14 protein-coding genes are annotated in these 15,008 nt (G+C 71.7%); 10 read left to right on the forward strand and 4 right to left on the reverse strand.

The window, feature by feature from the left end; genetic code table 11:
* Positions 1-33: 33 nt before the first annotated feature.
* Positions 34-570: an SMI1/KNR4 family protein gene (locus ACWGH0_RS21025; protein ID WP_453405703.1), complete on the reverse strand. Its 537-nt coding sequence runs from the start codon at positions 568-570 to the stop codon at positions 34-36.
* 248 nt (positions 571-818) lie between these two features.
* Here ACWGH0_RS21025 and ACWGH0_RS21030 point away from each other — a divergent pair, with 248 nt between their 5' ends.
* Positions 819-1,418, forward strand: coding sequence for a DUF998 domain-containing protein (locus ACWGH0_RS21030; protein ID WP_453405704.1), 600 nt, complete (start codon positions 819-821; stop codon positions 1,416-1,418).
* 24 nt (positions 1,419-1,442) lie between these two features.
* On the opposite strand, the gene ACWGH0_RS21035 is transcribed toward ACWGH0_RS21030, so the two are convergent.
* Positions 1,443-2,384, reverse strand: a complete 942-nt coding sequence (locus tag ACWGH0_RS21035) for a DUF1353 domain-containing protein (protein ID WP_453405705.1) — start codon at positions 2,382-2,384, stop codon at positions 1,443-1,445.
* 614 nt (positions 2,385-2,998) lie between these two features.
* Between ACWGH0_RS21035 and ACWGH0_RS21040 the strand changes: the two genes are divergently transcribed.
* Complete coding sequence (locus ACWGH0_RS21040; protein WP_453405706.1) at positions 2,999-5,002, forward strand: ABC transporter ATP-binding protein; 2,004 nt, start codon at positions 2,999-3,001, stop codon at positions 5,000-5,002.
* 141 nt (positions 5,003-5,143) lie between these two features.
* On the opposite strand, the gene ACWGH0_RS21045 is transcribed toward ACWGH0_RS21040, so the two are convergent.
* Together ACWGH0_RS21045 and ACWGH0_RS21050 are read right to left on the reverse strand one after the other, a co-directional pair.
* Positions 5,144-5,887 (reverse strand): class I SAM-dependent methyltransferase, encoded by a 744-nt coding sequence (locus ACWGH0_RS21045; protein ID WP_453405707.1) that lies wholly within the window; start codon positions 5,885-5,887, stop codon positions 5,144-5,146.
* Between the two features lie 228 nt (positions 5,888-6,115).
* On the reverse strand, positions 6,116-6,340 hold the full coding sequence (locus ACWGH0_RS21050; RefSeq protein WP_453405708.1) for a hypothetical protein: 225 nt from the start codon (positions 6,338-6,340) through the stop codon (positions 6,116-6,118).
* A gap of 283 nt (positions 6,341-6,623) precedes the next feature.
* Between ACWGH0_RS21050 and ACWGH0_RS21055 the strand changes: the two genes are divergently transcribed.
* The 8 genes from ACWGH0_RS21055 to ACWGH0_RS21090 all read left to right on the forward strand — a co-directional run bounded on the left by ACWGH0_RS21055 (position 6,624) and on the right by ACWGH0_RS21090 (position 14,893).
* A complete protein-coding gene (locus ACWGH0_RS21055; RefSeq protein ID WP_453405709.1) occupies positions 6,624-7,406 on the forward strand; it encodes a GntR family transcriptional regulator in 783 nt (260 codons plus the stop codon).
* Positions 7,407-7,589: 183 nt separating this feature from the next.
* Positions 7,590-8,711, forward strand: coding sequence for a TIGR03364 family FAD-dependent oxidoreductase (locus ACWGH0_RS21060; protein ID WP_453405710.1), 1,122 nt, complete (start codon positions 7,590-7,592; stop codon positions 8,709-8,711).
* A gap of 5 nt (positions 8,712-8,716) precedes the next feature.
* Entirely contained in the window at positions 8,717-9,418 is a 702-nt protein-coding gene (locus tag ACWGH0_RS21065) for a phosphonatase-like hydrolase (RefSeq protein ID WP_453405711.1), read from the forward strand.
* Entirely contained in the window at positions 9,415-10,470 is a 1,056-nt protein-coding gene (locus ACWGH0_RS21070) for an ABC transporter ATP-binding protein (protein ID WP_453405712.1), read from the forward strand. The genes ACWGH0_RS21065 and ACWGH0_RS21070 overlap by 4 nt, the downstream gene beginning before the upstream one ends.
* Positions 10,463-11,335 carry a 2-aminoethylphosphonate ABC transporter permease subunit gene (locus tag ACWGH0_RS21075; protein ID WP_453405713.1) on the forward strand — a complete coding sequence of 291 codons (873 nt, stop codon included), beginning with the start codon at positions 10,463-10,465 and terminating at the stop codon, positions 11,333-11,335. The genes ACWGH0_RS21070 and ACWGH0_RS21075 overlap by 8 nt, the downstream gene beginning before the upstream one ends.
* On the forward strand, positions 11,322-12,146 hold the full coding sequence (locus tag ACWGH0_RS21080) for an ABC transporter permease (RefSeq protein WP_453405714.1): 825 nt from the start codon (positions 11,322-11,324) through the stop codon (positions 12,144-12,146). Before ACWGH0_RS21075 ends, ACWGH0_RS21080 begins: the two co-directional genes overlap by 14 nt.
* A 19-nt stretch (positions 12,147-12,165) precedes the next feature.
* Positions 12,166-13,242 (forward strand): 2-aminoethylphosphonate ABC transporter substrate-binding protein, encoded by a 1,077-nt coding sequence (locus ACWGH0_RS21085; protein ID WP_453405715.1) that lies wholly within the window; start codon positions 12,166-12,168, stop codon positions 13,240-13,242.
* A gap of 112 nt (positions 13,243-13,354) precedes the next feature.
* A complete protein-coding gene (locus tag ACWGH0_RS21090; protein ID WP_453405716.1) occupies positions 13,355-14,893 on the forward strand; it encodes an alkaline phosphatase family protein in 1,539 nt (512 codons plus the stop codon).
* Positions 14,894-15,008: the final 115 nt, after the last annotated feature.

Here is a 15,008-nt window from a genome sequence, read left to right on the forward strand (position 1 = left end):
TGCACCGAGCGTTGGCCCCGCTCCTCCCGCGGGTCAGCGGCAGAGGGCCATCATGGTGCTGTCGAAGTCAGGAAACTCTCGGGCGGCCAGACCGATCACGTCGGCGGCCGAACGGCGACGGTTCGGAGCGAAGCGTTCGGCGATGGCGGTGACCCTCGTGTTGGGGCGTGCGGTCCAGTCCGGCTCGTACGTGGTGGCGAACGAGGGAGTCGCCTCCAAGGGGCCGTAGCCGCCGGCCAGCAGCCACAGGAAGTCGTCCAGGTCTCGGGCCACGACGGCCGTTTCTCCCTCGGAGCCGAGGAAGACGACGGGCTGGTCGGTGAGAATCCAGTCCGGGCGGATCAGCCAGAAAGCCGCGTAGCCGCCGGTGCCGTCCTGCCCGAACACGCGGAAGTCGTCACCGGTCAGCTCCCCGTTGCCCGTCCACGCGCGGATCCAGTCAGTCGTCTCGTCGGCAGGCAGGAAGTTGGCGAAAGGCTCGAAGCCGACACCGTCCTCGTCATAGAGGAAAGGAACGGCCATGGCTGCCGCGAGTCCGGCAGGGAACCGCCGGTCGTCAGTCGTCGTCACCCGCACAGGTTATCGACCGGTCGGATCCGGCGGGCGGCACAAGTCGGCCGTGCCGACGCCCGACCGGTCGCGTCGCCACCCGAATCCGCCCACCGACCGCACCGCGTACCCCGCAGCGCCCGACCGGGACGCGACACCGGATCCGCCGGTGATCGGCCAGTCGTTGCGTCGCGGTCGGCGCCGGAACACGTGCGTTCCACCCGCCCCGGTGCGCCGGGGGTGATGACCGAGCGCCGTACGGTGGGCTGATGCGCGCTGTTCCCAGGTGGGCCCTGCTGTCGTCGGGGTGTGCCCCCGTCCTGCTGGTCGGTGGCTGGACGATCGCGGCACTGCTGGAGGGACCTGCGTACGATCCCGTCACGCAGACGATCAGCGTTCTGGGGGCCTACGGGGCCGCGGGGTTCTGGGTGATGACCGGAGCCCTCCTCGGCCTGGGCGTCTGCCACCTGCTCACCGCCTGCGGACTGCGCGCGGCCGCGTTCGCCGGACGTGTGGCGCTGGGCTGCGGCGGGGCGGTGGCGTGGGTGGTGGCTCTGCTCCCGGTACCGCCCAGTGGGGGGTCACTGATCCACGGGTCGGTCGCCGCGGTCGGCTTCACGCTCCTGGCGGTGTGGCCGGTTCTGGCTGCCGATCGCGGTAAGTCGGCACCATGGGGGCTGCGGCCCGTTCCAGCCGGCACGGCGACCGTACTGATGGCCGCCGGTGCGTGCTGGTTCGTGCTCGAGACGCACCGCCAGGGAGCCATGGGCGTTGCCGAACGTTACGTGACATGTCTTCAGTCCTTGTGGCCCCTTGTGGTCGTGATCTCCTGCCTCCGCCATCCCGGCAATGGTGGACCCGCGAAATGACTCAGGGCCAGGTGGGACCTCCCGCTATCGCCAACAGAGCGCCGCGGCGAATACGAGCAGCGCCCCCAGCGTCCCGACGCCCGCCAGGACGAGGGCCACCTTCGGCAGGCGCGCCAGCCACTCCAGCCCCCGGTAGAGCGCCGTGAGGGCGAGCAGTGCGAGCGTGACGTGCAGCAGCATCGCAAGACTCACGCCCACGACCGCGCCGGCGATGCGGAAACGCTGCCAGAGCAAGGCCGTCAGCAGGGGGACGACGATGGCGCCCGACAGCCCGCCGGCCAGTTCGACGTACCAGGGCCGGTCGCCCATCCAGGGCAGCGGGACACCGGTGATCGTGGCGCCGAACAGGTCCAAGGGCGGGCAGTCGAAGAGGTCGAACGTCGCCCAGACGCCGAGCACGGCGATCGCCACGACCGTCATGACCGCGGTCAGCCGGTAGTACCACGCGCGCCTCTTCGACCAGCCCGTTCCCTTCCCGTCGAGCATCGTCGCCGTCGCCACCGCTGCCCAGACCAGCCAGCGCCGGATCAGCGCGGTGCCGGCGTCCGCCATCGCGTCACGCAGTACGCGGTCGGCCTCCGCCCGCAGTACGACCCGGCCGTCGGTCGAGGTGTACGTCGGGTTACCCAGCGGGTGAATCAGTCCGTCGTGCAGCAACGTGGCCGGCAGGTGCTCCCCGGTCTTCGGCACGAGCCAGGTGAAGAACGCGGGCACCGAGGTCAGGTCGCTGAAGAAGGTGCGGGTCTGCCCCGGCACCAGGAGTTCGCCGAGATGCCGGTCCCGGTAGGCAATACGGCGCTGCATCGTGAAGCGCTCGCGGCCGCCCTCCACGTGGCGGACCAGTTCGATCCGAACAGCGCGATCGCGGTCGGGCGGGACCTCCGCCTGCCCCTCGTCGGCGTCGACCCCGCCGTCGTAGAACCGGTCCGGCTCACGGGTGACCGGGGCCTCGGCACGCCACCTCATCGCGCGGCCCCGGGTGCCCCGGTCCACCGGGTGCTCGTGGCCGGCCTCACCCGGTCACCGCTCAGGAAGAAAGCACCGGACGCGCACATGCGTACCTCCCCTGTCGCCCAACGGACCCGTACGTCATGCCCTGCCGGCGATGGGTTCCTGTTGTCCGTTCTCCCCGCAATCCGTCACCCGTACGCCGACGACGGCCCGGCAGTGTAAGGCCACGTGGTCGGCCGCACCCCACTGCTTGCCCCCTGTTCTGGGCAATCCCCCAGTCCTTCGACGGAGTCGGCCGCAACCTTGCCTGTACGGCCGCAATCCCCTGAAGGAGTGAATGGACCCTGATCGAACGAGTTTGAGCCGCGACCCTCCAGAGCCCGCCTGCCCGACCCCCGTGCCCAGAACACCTGTTCACGATGCGCCCGCGTTCCGGCCGTGACGGGCCCGGATCCAGCGCGTTCCTTGGAGCACCAGTGCCATCTCGACGCCCATACGGAGGACACCGTGCACCCCACACCTGCCCCCTCGTACCCCCTCACCGGAATCGAACGACGCCCCCTCCCGGTCACGCACGGCAGCGACGCGGCTCGCGGCGTCGCAGCACGTCCGGACAGGAGGGCGGCGGCATGAGCGGGACCACCGATGCGTCGGCCGACGGTGTCCCGGGGCCCCGTACCCCCCCGCTTCCCCCGCCGCCCGCCACCATCTCGGCGGGGCCGCAGGACGACAACCTCACCGACGAGATGAAGGAGGCGTACTGGTCGGTGCACGACGGTGCCGCCGCCAGTGCCACCGTGGGTCAGGTACTCACCGGGCTGCCCCGCATCACCGCCCTGATCGGCCGCCTCGCCTGGCGGGCCGACCGGCGCGCGACCCTGTGCGTGATCGTGTGCCAGCTCGCTTCCGCCGCGACGACCGCCCTCGGCCTGCTCGCGGGAGTCACGGTTCTCCACCACCTGTTCGCCCAGGGGCCCACTCCGGACCGCGTGCGGGCGGCCCTGCCCCAACTGCTGCTGGTCGTGGCGCTGCTGACGGCGCGGGCCGTCCTCGAAGCCGGCGTCGCGGTCGCCCAGGCGCGGGTCACACCGAAGATGCGCACCGCCCTGGAGTGCGAGTTCCTGTATCTGACCGCGCACGTGCGACTGGAAGCGGTCGAGGACGCCGGCTGGCACGACGAGGTGTACCGCGCCAACGACCGCGGTCTGTTCTACGCACGGCAGATCGTCGGACAGGTCGTGTCCCTCGCCTCCGCCGCCCTCGGCCTCGTGGGCACCGTCGGCGTGCTGGGCATCCTCCACCCGGCCCTCCTGCCGCTGCTCCTGCTGTCCGTGCTGCCGGTCGGCGTCGCGGCGTTCCGCAGCGCCCGGGCCCGCTTCGCCTCCTTCAAACGGTGGAACGCACTCCAGCGCCGGGTAAGGGTCTTCTCCTGGCTGCTGCTCGATGTCGACGCCGCCGCCGAGCTGCGCTCGGACACCGCACAGGGCGCACTGCTGGAGGAACACCGCCTCCTCACCGTCAAGATCGCTGAGGAGGACTCACGGCTGGGCGTGCACGCGGCGCTTCTCCACCTGGCCGGCCGGGCCGTCGGAGGGCTCGGAACCGGTATCACCTACGCGGCGCTGGCCGGCATGCTCATCGCCGGATGGCTCCCGCTGGCCGCGGGCGCCGGCGCCGTCCTGGCCATCCAGTCCGGGCAGGCCGCGCTCACCCGGCTCGTCGAGGTCGCCCACCTCGTCTACGAGCACGCCCTGTGGGTGACCGACCTCCTCGCCGTCCAGGAACGCAGCCGGCAACTCCTGCCGCCGCAAGCGGCGCTGGCCGCCCCGGCGCAGGTGCGTACGATCACGGTCGACGACGTGCACTTCGCCTACCCCGGCAAGGACTCCGCCGCCCTCAACGGCATCAGCATGACGCTGACCGCAGGGCAGAAAGTCGCCTTCGTCGGCCTCAACGGCTCGGGCAAGTCCACCTGCGCCAAGTTGCTGGCCGGACTGTACGAGCCCGAGCGCGGCAGCGTGCGCTGGGACGGCGTCGACGTGCGCGAGATGGACGCGGCGTCGCTGCACCGTCAGGTCGCCTGCGTGCTCCAGGAGCCGGTCCGCTTCCCCTTCAGCGCTCTGTCGAACATCACCGCCGCGACCGGCACGCTCACCCGGGCCGACCCGGGCCGCGTCATGGCCGCCGCACGCGCGTCCGGCGCCGACACCGTGATCTCCTCTCTCCCCCTCGGCTGGGCCACTCTTCTGTCCAAGCGTTTCAAGGGCGGGCAGCAGTTGTCCGGCGGCCAGTGGGCGAAGATCGCGGTCGCCCGCGGCCTCTACAAGAACGCCCCGCTGCTGCTCCTGGACGAACCGACCGCGAGCATGGACCCGCCGTCCGAACACGCCGTGTACGAGGCCGTGCTGCGCGGCCGGCTGCGCGAGGACCAGATCACCGTCCTGATCTCCCACCGGCTCGCGAGCGTCGTCGACTGCGACACGATCTACGTCTTCGACCACGGCCGCATCACCGAGTCCGGCTCCCACGACGAACTCATCGCACTCGGCGGCGCCTACGCCGCGATGTTCACCCTCCAGGCCGGCGGCTACCAGCCCCGCACGCCGCAGGCGGAGGCGGAGGCGACCACATGACCACGGCCTCCCGCCGCGCCGACCGCTCCCGGGGCCGTCCGGGCCACTGCCGGCCACGGCCCGCTCCAGCGGGCCGGGCGCCTCCGCCCCTTCGCCGCCCGCGGAGCGCAGCCGTACGCGCTGGCGGGCCAGTCGGCAGGGTCAGGCGCGGCAGCGCAGCATCTCCAGGGGCGGAGCCGCGAGCAGGTCCGCCCAGAAGTCCTCACCGTATGCCCGGATGCCGGCCTCGGCCACCTCCAGCGGCACCCACTCCACCTCGCTGAACCCGGCCGCCTCCAGACACCCCTCGTAGACCTCACGGCGTGGTACCGAAGCCACGATGGTGATCGGTTGCGGGTCGAGCAGCGCCGTGACCCGTGCCCGTGGGCCCGTCTCCGATTCCTCGCCGGTCGGCTCGCAGCGGAACCCGTACTTGTCGAGGGACGCGCAGTCGAACTGGTAGTCGGGCCTCTGGGCGAGTACGAAGAACTCTCCGCCCGGCACCAGACTCCGGTGGATGTTGCCGCACATCCGCTCCATCGCGGCGAGGTCCTCCGCGTAGTTGAGGCACTGCACCCCCAGCGCGATGTCGAAGCGCCGGTCAAGAGGCGGCAGTTCGGCCACGTCACCGACCTCGTACCGCACACCGAGGGGGTCGCGCTGTTCGCTCGCGCGCGCGGCGGCGATCATCTCGACGGATATGTCGACACCGAAGACGTCCGTGGCTCCGCGCCGCTTGAACTCCCTGCTGTAGAAACCGGTGCCGCACGCCAGGTCGAGAACCGACTTGCCGGTCACGTCCCCGACCATGCCGAGGAAGCTCGGCACCTCCCCGTAACGCATCAGCGGCAGGGACTTGAACCCCTCGAACGCCTCACCGATCTGGTCGTACTGCTGCACGCTCACGTGCCGCCCCCTTCTGTTTCGTGCCTCGCCATGTACGTGGACACGCCGGCGCTCCGGGAGCGGACACTCGCCGGGGCGCGGTCGTGGCAGAAGTCTCCTCCCGCCGCGTCCGGCCGCCGTACTGGCAGATGACACAAAGAAGTTGGCTGGGTGATCCTCCTATCACCCAACTCGCCGGGGCGTGTCGCGGGACGGCGCCGTCGTCCCGCGGAGAGGACGGGGCGGTCCTCAGACCGCGTCGTTGAATCCCGCCAGATCCGTGCCCGCACCGGGCGGGGGCACGTCCCCGTCCAGCTCGGGTCCCAGAGCGAGCATGTCGAGGAGCAGCGCGAGGTCGGATGCGTCCCTCGCACGGCCCGCCAGCGCGAGGCGCGCCCGCCGGCGCTGCGCCCGCCGCCGCTCTCCCCCACTGTGATCGTGTTCGACGGTGTCCATGACCGTCGATACCACCATGACTCCGGCATCCGCGCGCGTCGACAATCTGGCTGCCGCGGGTCCCTGAAGGTCCGGGGTGACCACCGTGGGGAGGAAGGAAGGCGTGACGGCGATGCCCCATTCGGGGGGCGGGGAGGTGCGCCGGCGTGCCGGGGGCGCACTTCCCCGTCCGTTCTTCGGCAGGCCCATGTGCACCCCGGCGATGTCGTCGCGGAAAGGCACGTCGTCGCCGTGCGGGTGTGCTCGTCGTTCGCGGCCCGCCGGGTGCGTCGGCGCCGGCGCCGTCTGCGAACATCCATGCGTGGACTACCCGAAGGATTATCCGTACACGCACCACCGCGACCCGGGAGCGCCGATCCGCTCCGGCGTCCCGGAGCACGGCCGGGTCCCCAAGTACTACGCGGTGAAGGCACGCATCGCCGACCTCGTGGTGGAGTTGGGCGAGGGCGGCCTGCTGCCGACGGAGCGGGATCTGGCCGTACGGTACGAGGTCTCGCGGGAGACAGTGCGTCAGGCCCTGCGTGAACTGCTGCTGGAGGGGCGGCTGCGCCGGCAGGGGCGCGGGACGGTCGTCGCGGGCCCCAAGCTGGAGCAGCCGCTCGCGCTGGCCAGCTACACGGAGGGCGTACGGCGGCAGAACCGCCGGCCGGGCCGGAATCTGATCGGGCTGGAGCGGTTCCCCTGCCCCGAGGCGCTCGCCCCGGACGTGGGCGTGGCGCCGGGCGATCCGGTGTGGCACATGGAGCGCGTCCTGCTCGCGGACGACGAACGGGTGGGGCTGGAGAGTACGTACGTGGCGGTGGCTCGCGTCCCGCGTCTGGACGTGGAGTTCGAGCCCGACTCGTCGTTCTACGCGTATCTGCGCGAGCACGTGGGAGTGGCCTTCGGGGAGGCGGACGAGCGCATCGAGACGGTGCTCGCCACACCGCGGGAGGCGCTGCTCGTCGGTACGCCGCCCGCCCTGCCCATGCTGCTGATCCACCGCGTGTCGCGCGATCTCGCCGGCCGGCCGATGGAACGGGTGCGGACGCTGTTCCGCGGCGACCGGTTCAGCTTCACGGCGCGGCTCGGCCGGCAGGGCTGACGGCCGCCTCACCGCGCTCAAACGGCTCCGCGGGGGTCTCGCCGGTCGGGTCGGGGCCGGACGGTCGGGACCTCTTCGACATCACGGATAGATAACGGGTCTAGGCCATCCTTGGAGGGCTGTTCACTGTGCCGTTGCCGCGCGGATCCGTCCGGGTCACCCGCCTTCAGGAGCGTGGCCGCCGTGAGAGTCATAGTCGTAGGAGCCGGCGTGGTGGGAACCATGCACGCCTGGCACGCAGTGGAACGCGGCCACGAGGTCGTACAGATCGAGCGCGAGACGGAGGCCCGGGGCGCCAGCCTGCGCAACTTCGGGCAGATATGGGTCAGCGGTCGCGCGGGCGGCGAGGAGCTGGAGACCGCGCTGCGGGCACGCGAGCTCTGGGAGGGCATCGGGGCGCGCGTCCCCGGTATCGGCTTCCGGGCCATCGGTTCGCTGACACCGGTACGCGGCGAACTGGAGCTGGCCGTCGCCGAGGCCGCTGTGAGCCGGGCCGACGCCTCGGCGCGCGGCTACAAGCTGCTGACGGCGGCCGAGGCCCGCGCGGTCAACCCCGCCCTGCGCGGCGGGTTCGAGGCCGCGCTGTGGTGTGAGCGGGACGCGGCCGTCGAGCCCCGCACCGCCCAACTCGCCCTGAAGGAGGCGCTGCTGGCCTCCGGGCGCTACACCTTCATCGGTGGCCGCGAGGTGCGGGAGGTCGTCGCGCCCGGTGCCGTCCGTGACGACCACGGCGATGTGCACAGGGGTGATGCCGTCGTCCTGTGCACGGGCGCCTGGCTCGGCGGGCTCGTCAAGGAGCTCGTCCCCGACCTGCCCGTACGCCGGGTCCGCCTCCAGATGATGCAGACCGAGCCGCTGGGCGAGGCGCTCACCACCTCCGTCGCCGACGCCGACAGCTTCCGCTACTACCCCGCCTACGCGGGCGAGGCCCTCGACGCCCTCAACGCCGGTCAGGCGCAAAACCCCGTCGCGGCCGCGCACAGGATGCAGCTGCTCATGGTCCAGCGCCGCGACGGCGGCCTGACCATCGGCGACACCCACGAGTACGAGCACCCCTTCGCCTTCGACGTCGTCGAGGAGCCGTACGCGCATGTGGCCGGGGTCGCCGAGTCCTTCCTGGGCCGCGTGCTGCCCCCGATCCGGCACCGCTGGGCAGGTGTTTACGCGCAGTGCACCGACACGAGCCGCGTCGTACACCGCCAGCGGGTGCGCGACGGGGTGTGGCTGGTGACCGGGCCCGGCGGGCGCGGCATGACGTGCTCCCCGGCCATCGCCGAGACGACCGCCGACGAACTGGGCTGGTGACACCCATGCGACACGAATCCCACGCCGTGACCCTGGTCGTCCTCGACATGGCCGGCACCACCGTCGCCGACGGCGGACTCGTCGAGCGCGCCTTCTCCGCCGCCGCCGAACGCCTGGGCGTCGAGCCCGGCTCGGCCGACCACGCCGCCAAGCTCGACTACGTACGCGCCACGATGGGCGAGTCCAAGATCTCGGTCTTCCGCCACCTCTTCGGCGACGAGGACAAGGCCCGGCGCGCCAACACCGCGTTCGAGGAGGCGTACGGCGGTCTCGTCGACGCCGGACACATCGCTCCCGTCCCCGGCGCCCGCGAAACCATCGAGGAACTGCGCGCCGACGGGCGCCGTGTCGTCCTCACCACCGGGTTCGCCCGCGTCACCCAGGACGCGATCCTCACCGCGCTCGGCTGGCGGGGACTCGTCGAGCTGACGCTGTGCCCGGCCGACGCCGGCGGACGCGGCCGCCCGTACCCCGACATGGTGCTCGCCGCGCTGCTGCGCACCGGAGCGGCCGACGGCGTACGGCAGATCGCGGTGGCCGGCGACACGTCGTACGACATGCTCAGCGGCGTCCGCGCCGGCGCGGGCGTCGTCGCGGGCGTCCTGACCGGCGCGCACGACCGCGAGCAGTTGCTGGCGCACGGCGCCACCCACGTCCTCGGCTCGGTCGCCGAACTGCCCGGCCTGCTGGCGAGGGAGGGACGATGACCAGCGGCATACGCTTCGACGGCGTCTCCGTCGCCTACGGCGGGACCACGGTGCTCGACTCGCTCGACCTGACCGTCGAGCCGGGTGAGGTGATGGCGCTGCTCGGCCCCTCGGGATCGGGCAAGACCACCGCCCTGCGCGCCGTGGCCGGATTCGTCCGGCCGGCCGCCGGCCGGGTGTTCATCGGCGACCGCGACGTCACCGGACTGCCGCCCCACCGGCGCGGCATCGGCATGGTCGTGCAGCAGTACGCCCTGTTCCCGCACCTGCGCGTCGAGGACAACGTGGCGTTCGGGCTGAAGGCGCGGAAGGAGCCGAGGGCCGGGATCCCCGGGCGGGTCGCCGAGGCGCTGGAGATGACCGGCATGGCCTCGTACGCCAGGCGCTACCCGCGCGAGCTGTCCGGCGGCCAGCAGCAGCGCGTCGCGATCGCCCGCGCGCTCGCGATCCGCCCGGGCGTGCTGCTCCTCGACGAACCGCTCTCGGCGCTGGACGCCCGGCTGAGGTCCGGGATGCTGGCCGAACTGGCTCGTCTGCACCGCGAGTTGCCCGGCATGTCGATCCTGTACGTCACCCACGACCAGGTCGAGGCGCTGACGCTCGCGGACCGTATCGCCGTCATGGACCGGGCGCGGCTGCGGGACTGCGGTACGCCGCAGGAGCTGTACCGCAGGCCGTCGACCGAGTTCACGGCGTCCTTCGTCGGGAACGCGAACCTCCTGCCGGTGACGGTGGGCGACGGCGGCGTGTCCTTCGCCGGTACGGCGCTGAAGGTCGACACCGGCGCCGCGACCGGCGGCGCCGCGGCGACCCTGTGCGTACGCCCCCACCTCGTCGGCCTCGGCGAGGGCCCCAACGCCCTGCGCGGCACCGTCGCGGAGGTGCAGTGGCGCGGGTCCACCCACCGGCTGTACGTCGACGTGGACGGCCACCGCCTGAAGGCGGACCTGCCCGAGCTGCGCGAGACGCCACGGCTCGGCGCCGGGATCACCGTGCACTTCGCACCCGAGGACGCGGTGCTGCTGGGGGCGGGGGTGACCACCGATGGCTAGCGCGGCGGTCACGGTGTCCGGGCCCGCGCGGGCCGGGCGGGACAGGACGGTACCGCGCTGGGTGTGGGCTCTGCCTCCCGTGGCCGTGCTCGCGCTCTTCTTCCTCTATCCCCTGGCGCTCGTCGTCCGGCAGTCGTTCTCCCCTGACGAGGGCGGCATCTCCGTCGATCCGTACGCGGAGGTCTTCGCCTCCGGGGCGTTCCGCGAGGCGCTGACCACCACGGTGTGGCTGGCCGTCGGTTCGACCGTCGGATGTCTCGTCCTCGGCTTCGTCCTCGCCCTCGTCATCGCCTTCGTTCCGTTCCCCGGCGGCAGGGCGGTCGCCAGGTTCATCGACGTGTTCCTGTCGTTCCCGTCGTTCCTGATCACCCTCGCGCTGCTGTTCGTCTACGGCTCCGCCGGGATGGCCAACGGCCTGTGGACGGATCTCACCGGTACGGCCGAAGGGCCGTTCCACTTCCTCACCACGCCGTGGGGGGTGCTCCTCGCCGAGATCACGTACTTCACGCCGTTCGTGATGCGGCCCCTGCTCGCCGCCTTCTCGCAGCTCGACACCGCGCAGTCGGAGGTGGCGTCCTCGCTCGGCGCCGGACCGGCCAGGATCGTCCGGCAGGTGATCCTCCCGGAGGCGCTTCCCGCTCTCGCCGCCGGCGGCAGCCTCGTCCTGGTCATGTGCCTGAACGAGTTCGGGATCGTGCTCTTCACCGGCGCCAAGGGCGTCACGACCCTGCCGATGCTCGTCTACAGCGAGGCGATCCTCGCATCCGACTACCCCGCCGCCTGCGTGGTCGCGGTCGTCAACATCGCGATCTCCGTGGGCCTCTACAGCCTCTACCGGGTGGTGAGCCGTCGTGCTGGTGCATAGCCGTACGGGACGGTGGGCGGCGCAGGGCCTGTTCCTCGTCCTCTTCGTCCCCCTCTTCGCCCTGCCGCTGCTCGTCATCGTCGCCGCTTCGCTCTCCACGAACTGGTCCGGGGCGTTCCCCTCCGGGCCGACCGCCGGGCACTACGCGTCGGCCGTGCGCGGCGACTCCCTCCAGGCGCTCACCACCAGCCTGGTCACCGCCGTCGCCGCGAGCCTCCTCGCGCTGGCCGTGGGAACGTGGGCCGCGCTGGCCGCTGCCGCGCTCGGCACCGGCGGCAAGGCATCCCCGCACGCCAGGGTGTGGACGAGGCTGCTCGACGCCCTGTTCATGCTGCCGGTCGCCGTTCCGTCGGTGGTCGTCGGCCTCGCCGTGCTCGTCGCGTTCTCGCAGCCGCCCATGCTGCTCAACGGAACCCGCTGGATCGTGATCCTCGCGCACACCGTCCTGGTGACGGCGTTCGCGTACCAGTCGGTCTCCGCCGCCGTCGCACGGCTGGACCCGGCGTACGAACAGGCCGCCGCGTCGCTGGGCGCCCGCCCCGCGTACGTCCTGTGGCGGGTCAGGCTGCCCCTCCTGCTGCCGTCGCTCAACGCGGCGGCCGGACTCTGCTTCGCCCTGTCCATGGGCGAGTTGAGCGCCACGATGATGCTCTACCCACCGGACTGGACGCCGCTTCCGGTGCGGATCTTCACCGCCACCGACCGGGGCTCCCTCTTCACCGGCTCGGCCGTCGCCGTCGTCCTCATGGCGACGACGCTGCTCGTGCTGCTCGTCATGTCCCGCGTCCGGACCAAAGCCTCGTACCGCTGACCAGGAGAGAAGAAACGCCATGTCCCGCAACGCCCGTACCCCCCGCCTCCTCAGGCCGGCGGCCGCCGTCGCCGGCAGCCTCGTCCTCACGGCCACGCTGTCCGCCTGCGGCGGCTCCTCCGCCGCCTCCGACGAGAAGGTCGTCACCGTCTACAGCGCCGACGGCCTCAAGGGAGAGAACGGCGACGGCTGGTACGACCGGGTCTTCGCGGACTTCGAGAAGAAGACCGGCATCAAGGTCGAGTACGTCGAGGGCGGCTCCGGCGAGATGGTGCAGCGCGCCGCCCGCGAGAAGTCCAACACCCAGGCGGACGTCATGGTGACCCTGCCGCCGTTCATCCAGCAGGCCGACGACAAGGGACTCCTCCAGGCGTACGAGCCCGAGGGCGCGGACAAGGTCGCCGCCGCCGACAAGTCCGAGGACGGCAAGTGGACGTCGGTCGTCAACAACTACTTCGGTTTCGTCCACAACAAGAAGGAGCTGAAGGAGGCCCCCCGGACGTGGGAGGACCTGCTCGACCCCTCGTACAAGGACAAGGTCCAGTACTCCACGCCCGGCGTCGCGGGCGACGGCACCGCCGTCGTCATCAAGGCGATGCACGACTTCGGCGGCAAGGAGCCGGCCATGGCGTACCTGAAGAAGCTCCAGGCCAACAACGTCGGTCCGTCCTCGTCGACCTCCAAGCTCGCCCCCAAGGTCGACAAGGGCGAGATCCTGGTGGCCAACGGTGACGTGCAGATGAACTACGCGCAGTCCAAGTCCATGCCCAACCTGCGCATCTGGTTCCCCGCGAAGGCCGGCGGCAGGCCCACCACGTTCGCGCTGCCGTACGCCGCCGGCCTGGTCGCCAAGGCGCCGCACGCGGAGAACGGCAAGAAGCTGCTCGACTTCATGCTCACGGAGGAGGCCCAGCGGCAGGCGAGCTCGATCGGCGGCGGCTTCCCGGCCCGCGCCGACATCGAGGCGACCGACGCCAACGCCACCGAACTGGCCGGGCTGCTCAAGGGAGTCGAGGTCTTCGAACCCGACTGGAACGACATCGGCGAGAACCTCGACGACTACATCGACGCCTGGAAGTCGGCGACCGGCAGCTGACCGGTCACCATTCGGCCAAGGTCCACTGAGAGGGTCTGGACCGGTCACCGTTGTCACGCAAAGGTAACGGGTCTGGTCCGGACCCTCGCCCACTCATCCGCCGGAGGATCACATGTCCACAGGAATACCCAGACGCACCGTACTCGCCACAACCGCCGCGGCCGCCGCCGTGGCCGCCACCGGTTCCCTCGCCGCCGGCAGCGCCGTGGCCGCGCCCGCGCTGCCCGACGGCACCAGCCTCGACAAGGTGCTCGTCATCGGCATGGACGGTCTGCGCCACGACCGGATCAGCGCCGCCAGGGCCCCGCACCTCAAGTCGATGATGGAGAACGGCACGTTCGGCACCTCCCTGCTGTACGCCAACCCGATGGCCGCCACCTCCTCGGGCCCCGGCTGGTCGACCGTCTCGACCGGGGTGTGGCCCGACAAGCACGGCGTGCGGGACAACACCTTCACGGGCAAGAACTACGGGAAGTACCCCGGCTTCCTCGCCCGCCTCGCCCAGGTGCGCCCCGGACTGTCGACGTACGCCGCCGTCGACTGGAAGCCGCTGGACGCGCAGGGCACCGTGACCGTCGGCGCGGACGCGAAGCTCGTACTGGACGGCGACGCCGACGGCTACACCGGCCACGACGCCACCATCGCCGCCGAGACCGAGTCGGTCCTCCGCAACCAGAACCCGGACGTCCTCTTCGTCTACTTCGGCCAGACCGACATCGTCGGCCACAACTCGGGCGCCGCGAGCCCCAAGTACCTCGAAGCGATCGACGTCCAGGACGGCTACCTGGGCCGGCTGCTCGCCGCCGTCAGGGCGCGCCCGGCGTACGCCTCCGAGCGCTGGACGGTCATCGTCACCACCGACCACGGCCACACCGACGCGGGCGGCCACGGCGGCAGCGCCGTGGAGGAGCGGCGTACGTTCGTCCTCGCGCAGGGGCCCGGGATCGCGGCCGGCGCGCGGCCGGGCGACACTCGGCTCGTCGACGTCGCCGCGACGGTGTTCAAGCAGCTCGGCATCACCCCCGACCCCGCCTGGGGCCTGGACGGCAGGCCCGTGCAGGAGCGGTCGGCCGACGCCTTCGACACCCTCCGGTCCTCGCTGTCCGAACGGGTCGACGAGACGGGCATCCCGGCGGGCGTCCTCGGCTTCACGCACACCGCGCCCAGCGGCTGGTCCGTCATCAACAACGCGATGGGGACGGGCGGCACGACCGAGTGGCGGGGCTGGTCGTTCGCCACCGACGAGTTCTGGAGCCGTACGCAGCGGGACCAGTCCCGCGAACTCAACGTGCGCTCGCGCGGGGTGTTCGCGGTCGCCGACTCCGACGAGTGGGCGGACAAGGCGTTCTCCGGCACGTACGACTCGACGCTCGTCACGCCCGCGTACGCCGTCGGCGGCAAGTCGACGGTGCGGCTTGACTTCACGACGCTGTACCGCCAGGAGGGTGGCCAGACCGCTCAGATCCTCGCGTCCTGGAACGGCGCTACGCCGGTCGCCGTCCGGTCGTACACCTCGGATGTGATCTCGCAGCCGCAGTCCCTGACCCTGCCGGTTCCGTCCGGCGCCACCAGCGTGAGCTTCCGCTTCCGCTACACCGGCAGCAACAACTGGTACTGGGTGATCGACGGGGTCGGGGTGACATCGGCCTGACCTGCCCGACCGGGCCAGGGGTGGGGCGGGCTGCGGGGGCGGCGCCCCCCCCCCACAGCGCCTCCACCTAGAGGGGGGGGCGGGGACGGCCGAGGCGCAGGGCCGAAGTAGCGGG

Source organism: Streptomyces sp. NPDC054887, from assembly GCF_053610585.1.

Bases quoted from the DNA above. Each gene is read 5' to 3' on its own strand.
- ACWGH0_RS21030 (WP_453405704.1), top strand. From the start codon at position 819: ATGCGCGCTGTTCCCAGGTGGGCCCTGCTGTCGTCGGGGTGTGCCCCC.
- ACWGH0_RS21035 (WP_453405705.1), bottom strand. From the start codon at position 2,384: ATGAGGTGGCGTGCCGAGGCCCCGGTCACCCGTGAGCCGGACCGGTTC.
- ACWGH0_RS21040 (WP_453405706.1), top strand. From the start codon at position 2,999: ATGAGCGGGACCACCGATGCGTCGGCCGACGGTGTCCCGGGGCCCCGT.
- ACWGH0_RS21050 (WP_453405708.1), bottom strand. From the start codon at position 6,340: ATGGTGGTATCGACGGTCATGGACACCGTCGAACACGATCACAGTGGG.
- ACWGH0_RS21065 (WP_453405711.1), top strand. From the start codon at position 8,717: ATGCGACACGAATCCCACGCCGTGACCCTGGTCGTCCTCGACATGGCC.
- ACWGH0_RS21070 (WP_453405712.1), top strand. From the start codon at position 9,415: ATGACCAGCGGCATACGCTTCGACGGCGTCTCCGTCGCCTACGGCGGG.
- ACWGH0_RS21075 (WP_453405713.1), top strand. From the start codon at position 10,463: ATGGCTAGCGCGGCGGTCACGGTGTCCGGGCCCGCGCGGGCCGGGCGG.
- ACWGH0_RS21085 (WP_453405715.1), top strand. From the start codon at position 12,166: ATGTCCCGCAACGCCCGTACCCCCCGCCTCCTCAGGCCGGCGGCCGCC.
- ACWGH0_RS21090 (WP_453405716.1), top strand. From the start codon at position 13,355: ATGTCCACAGGAATACCCAGACGCACCGTACTCGCCACAACCGCCGCG.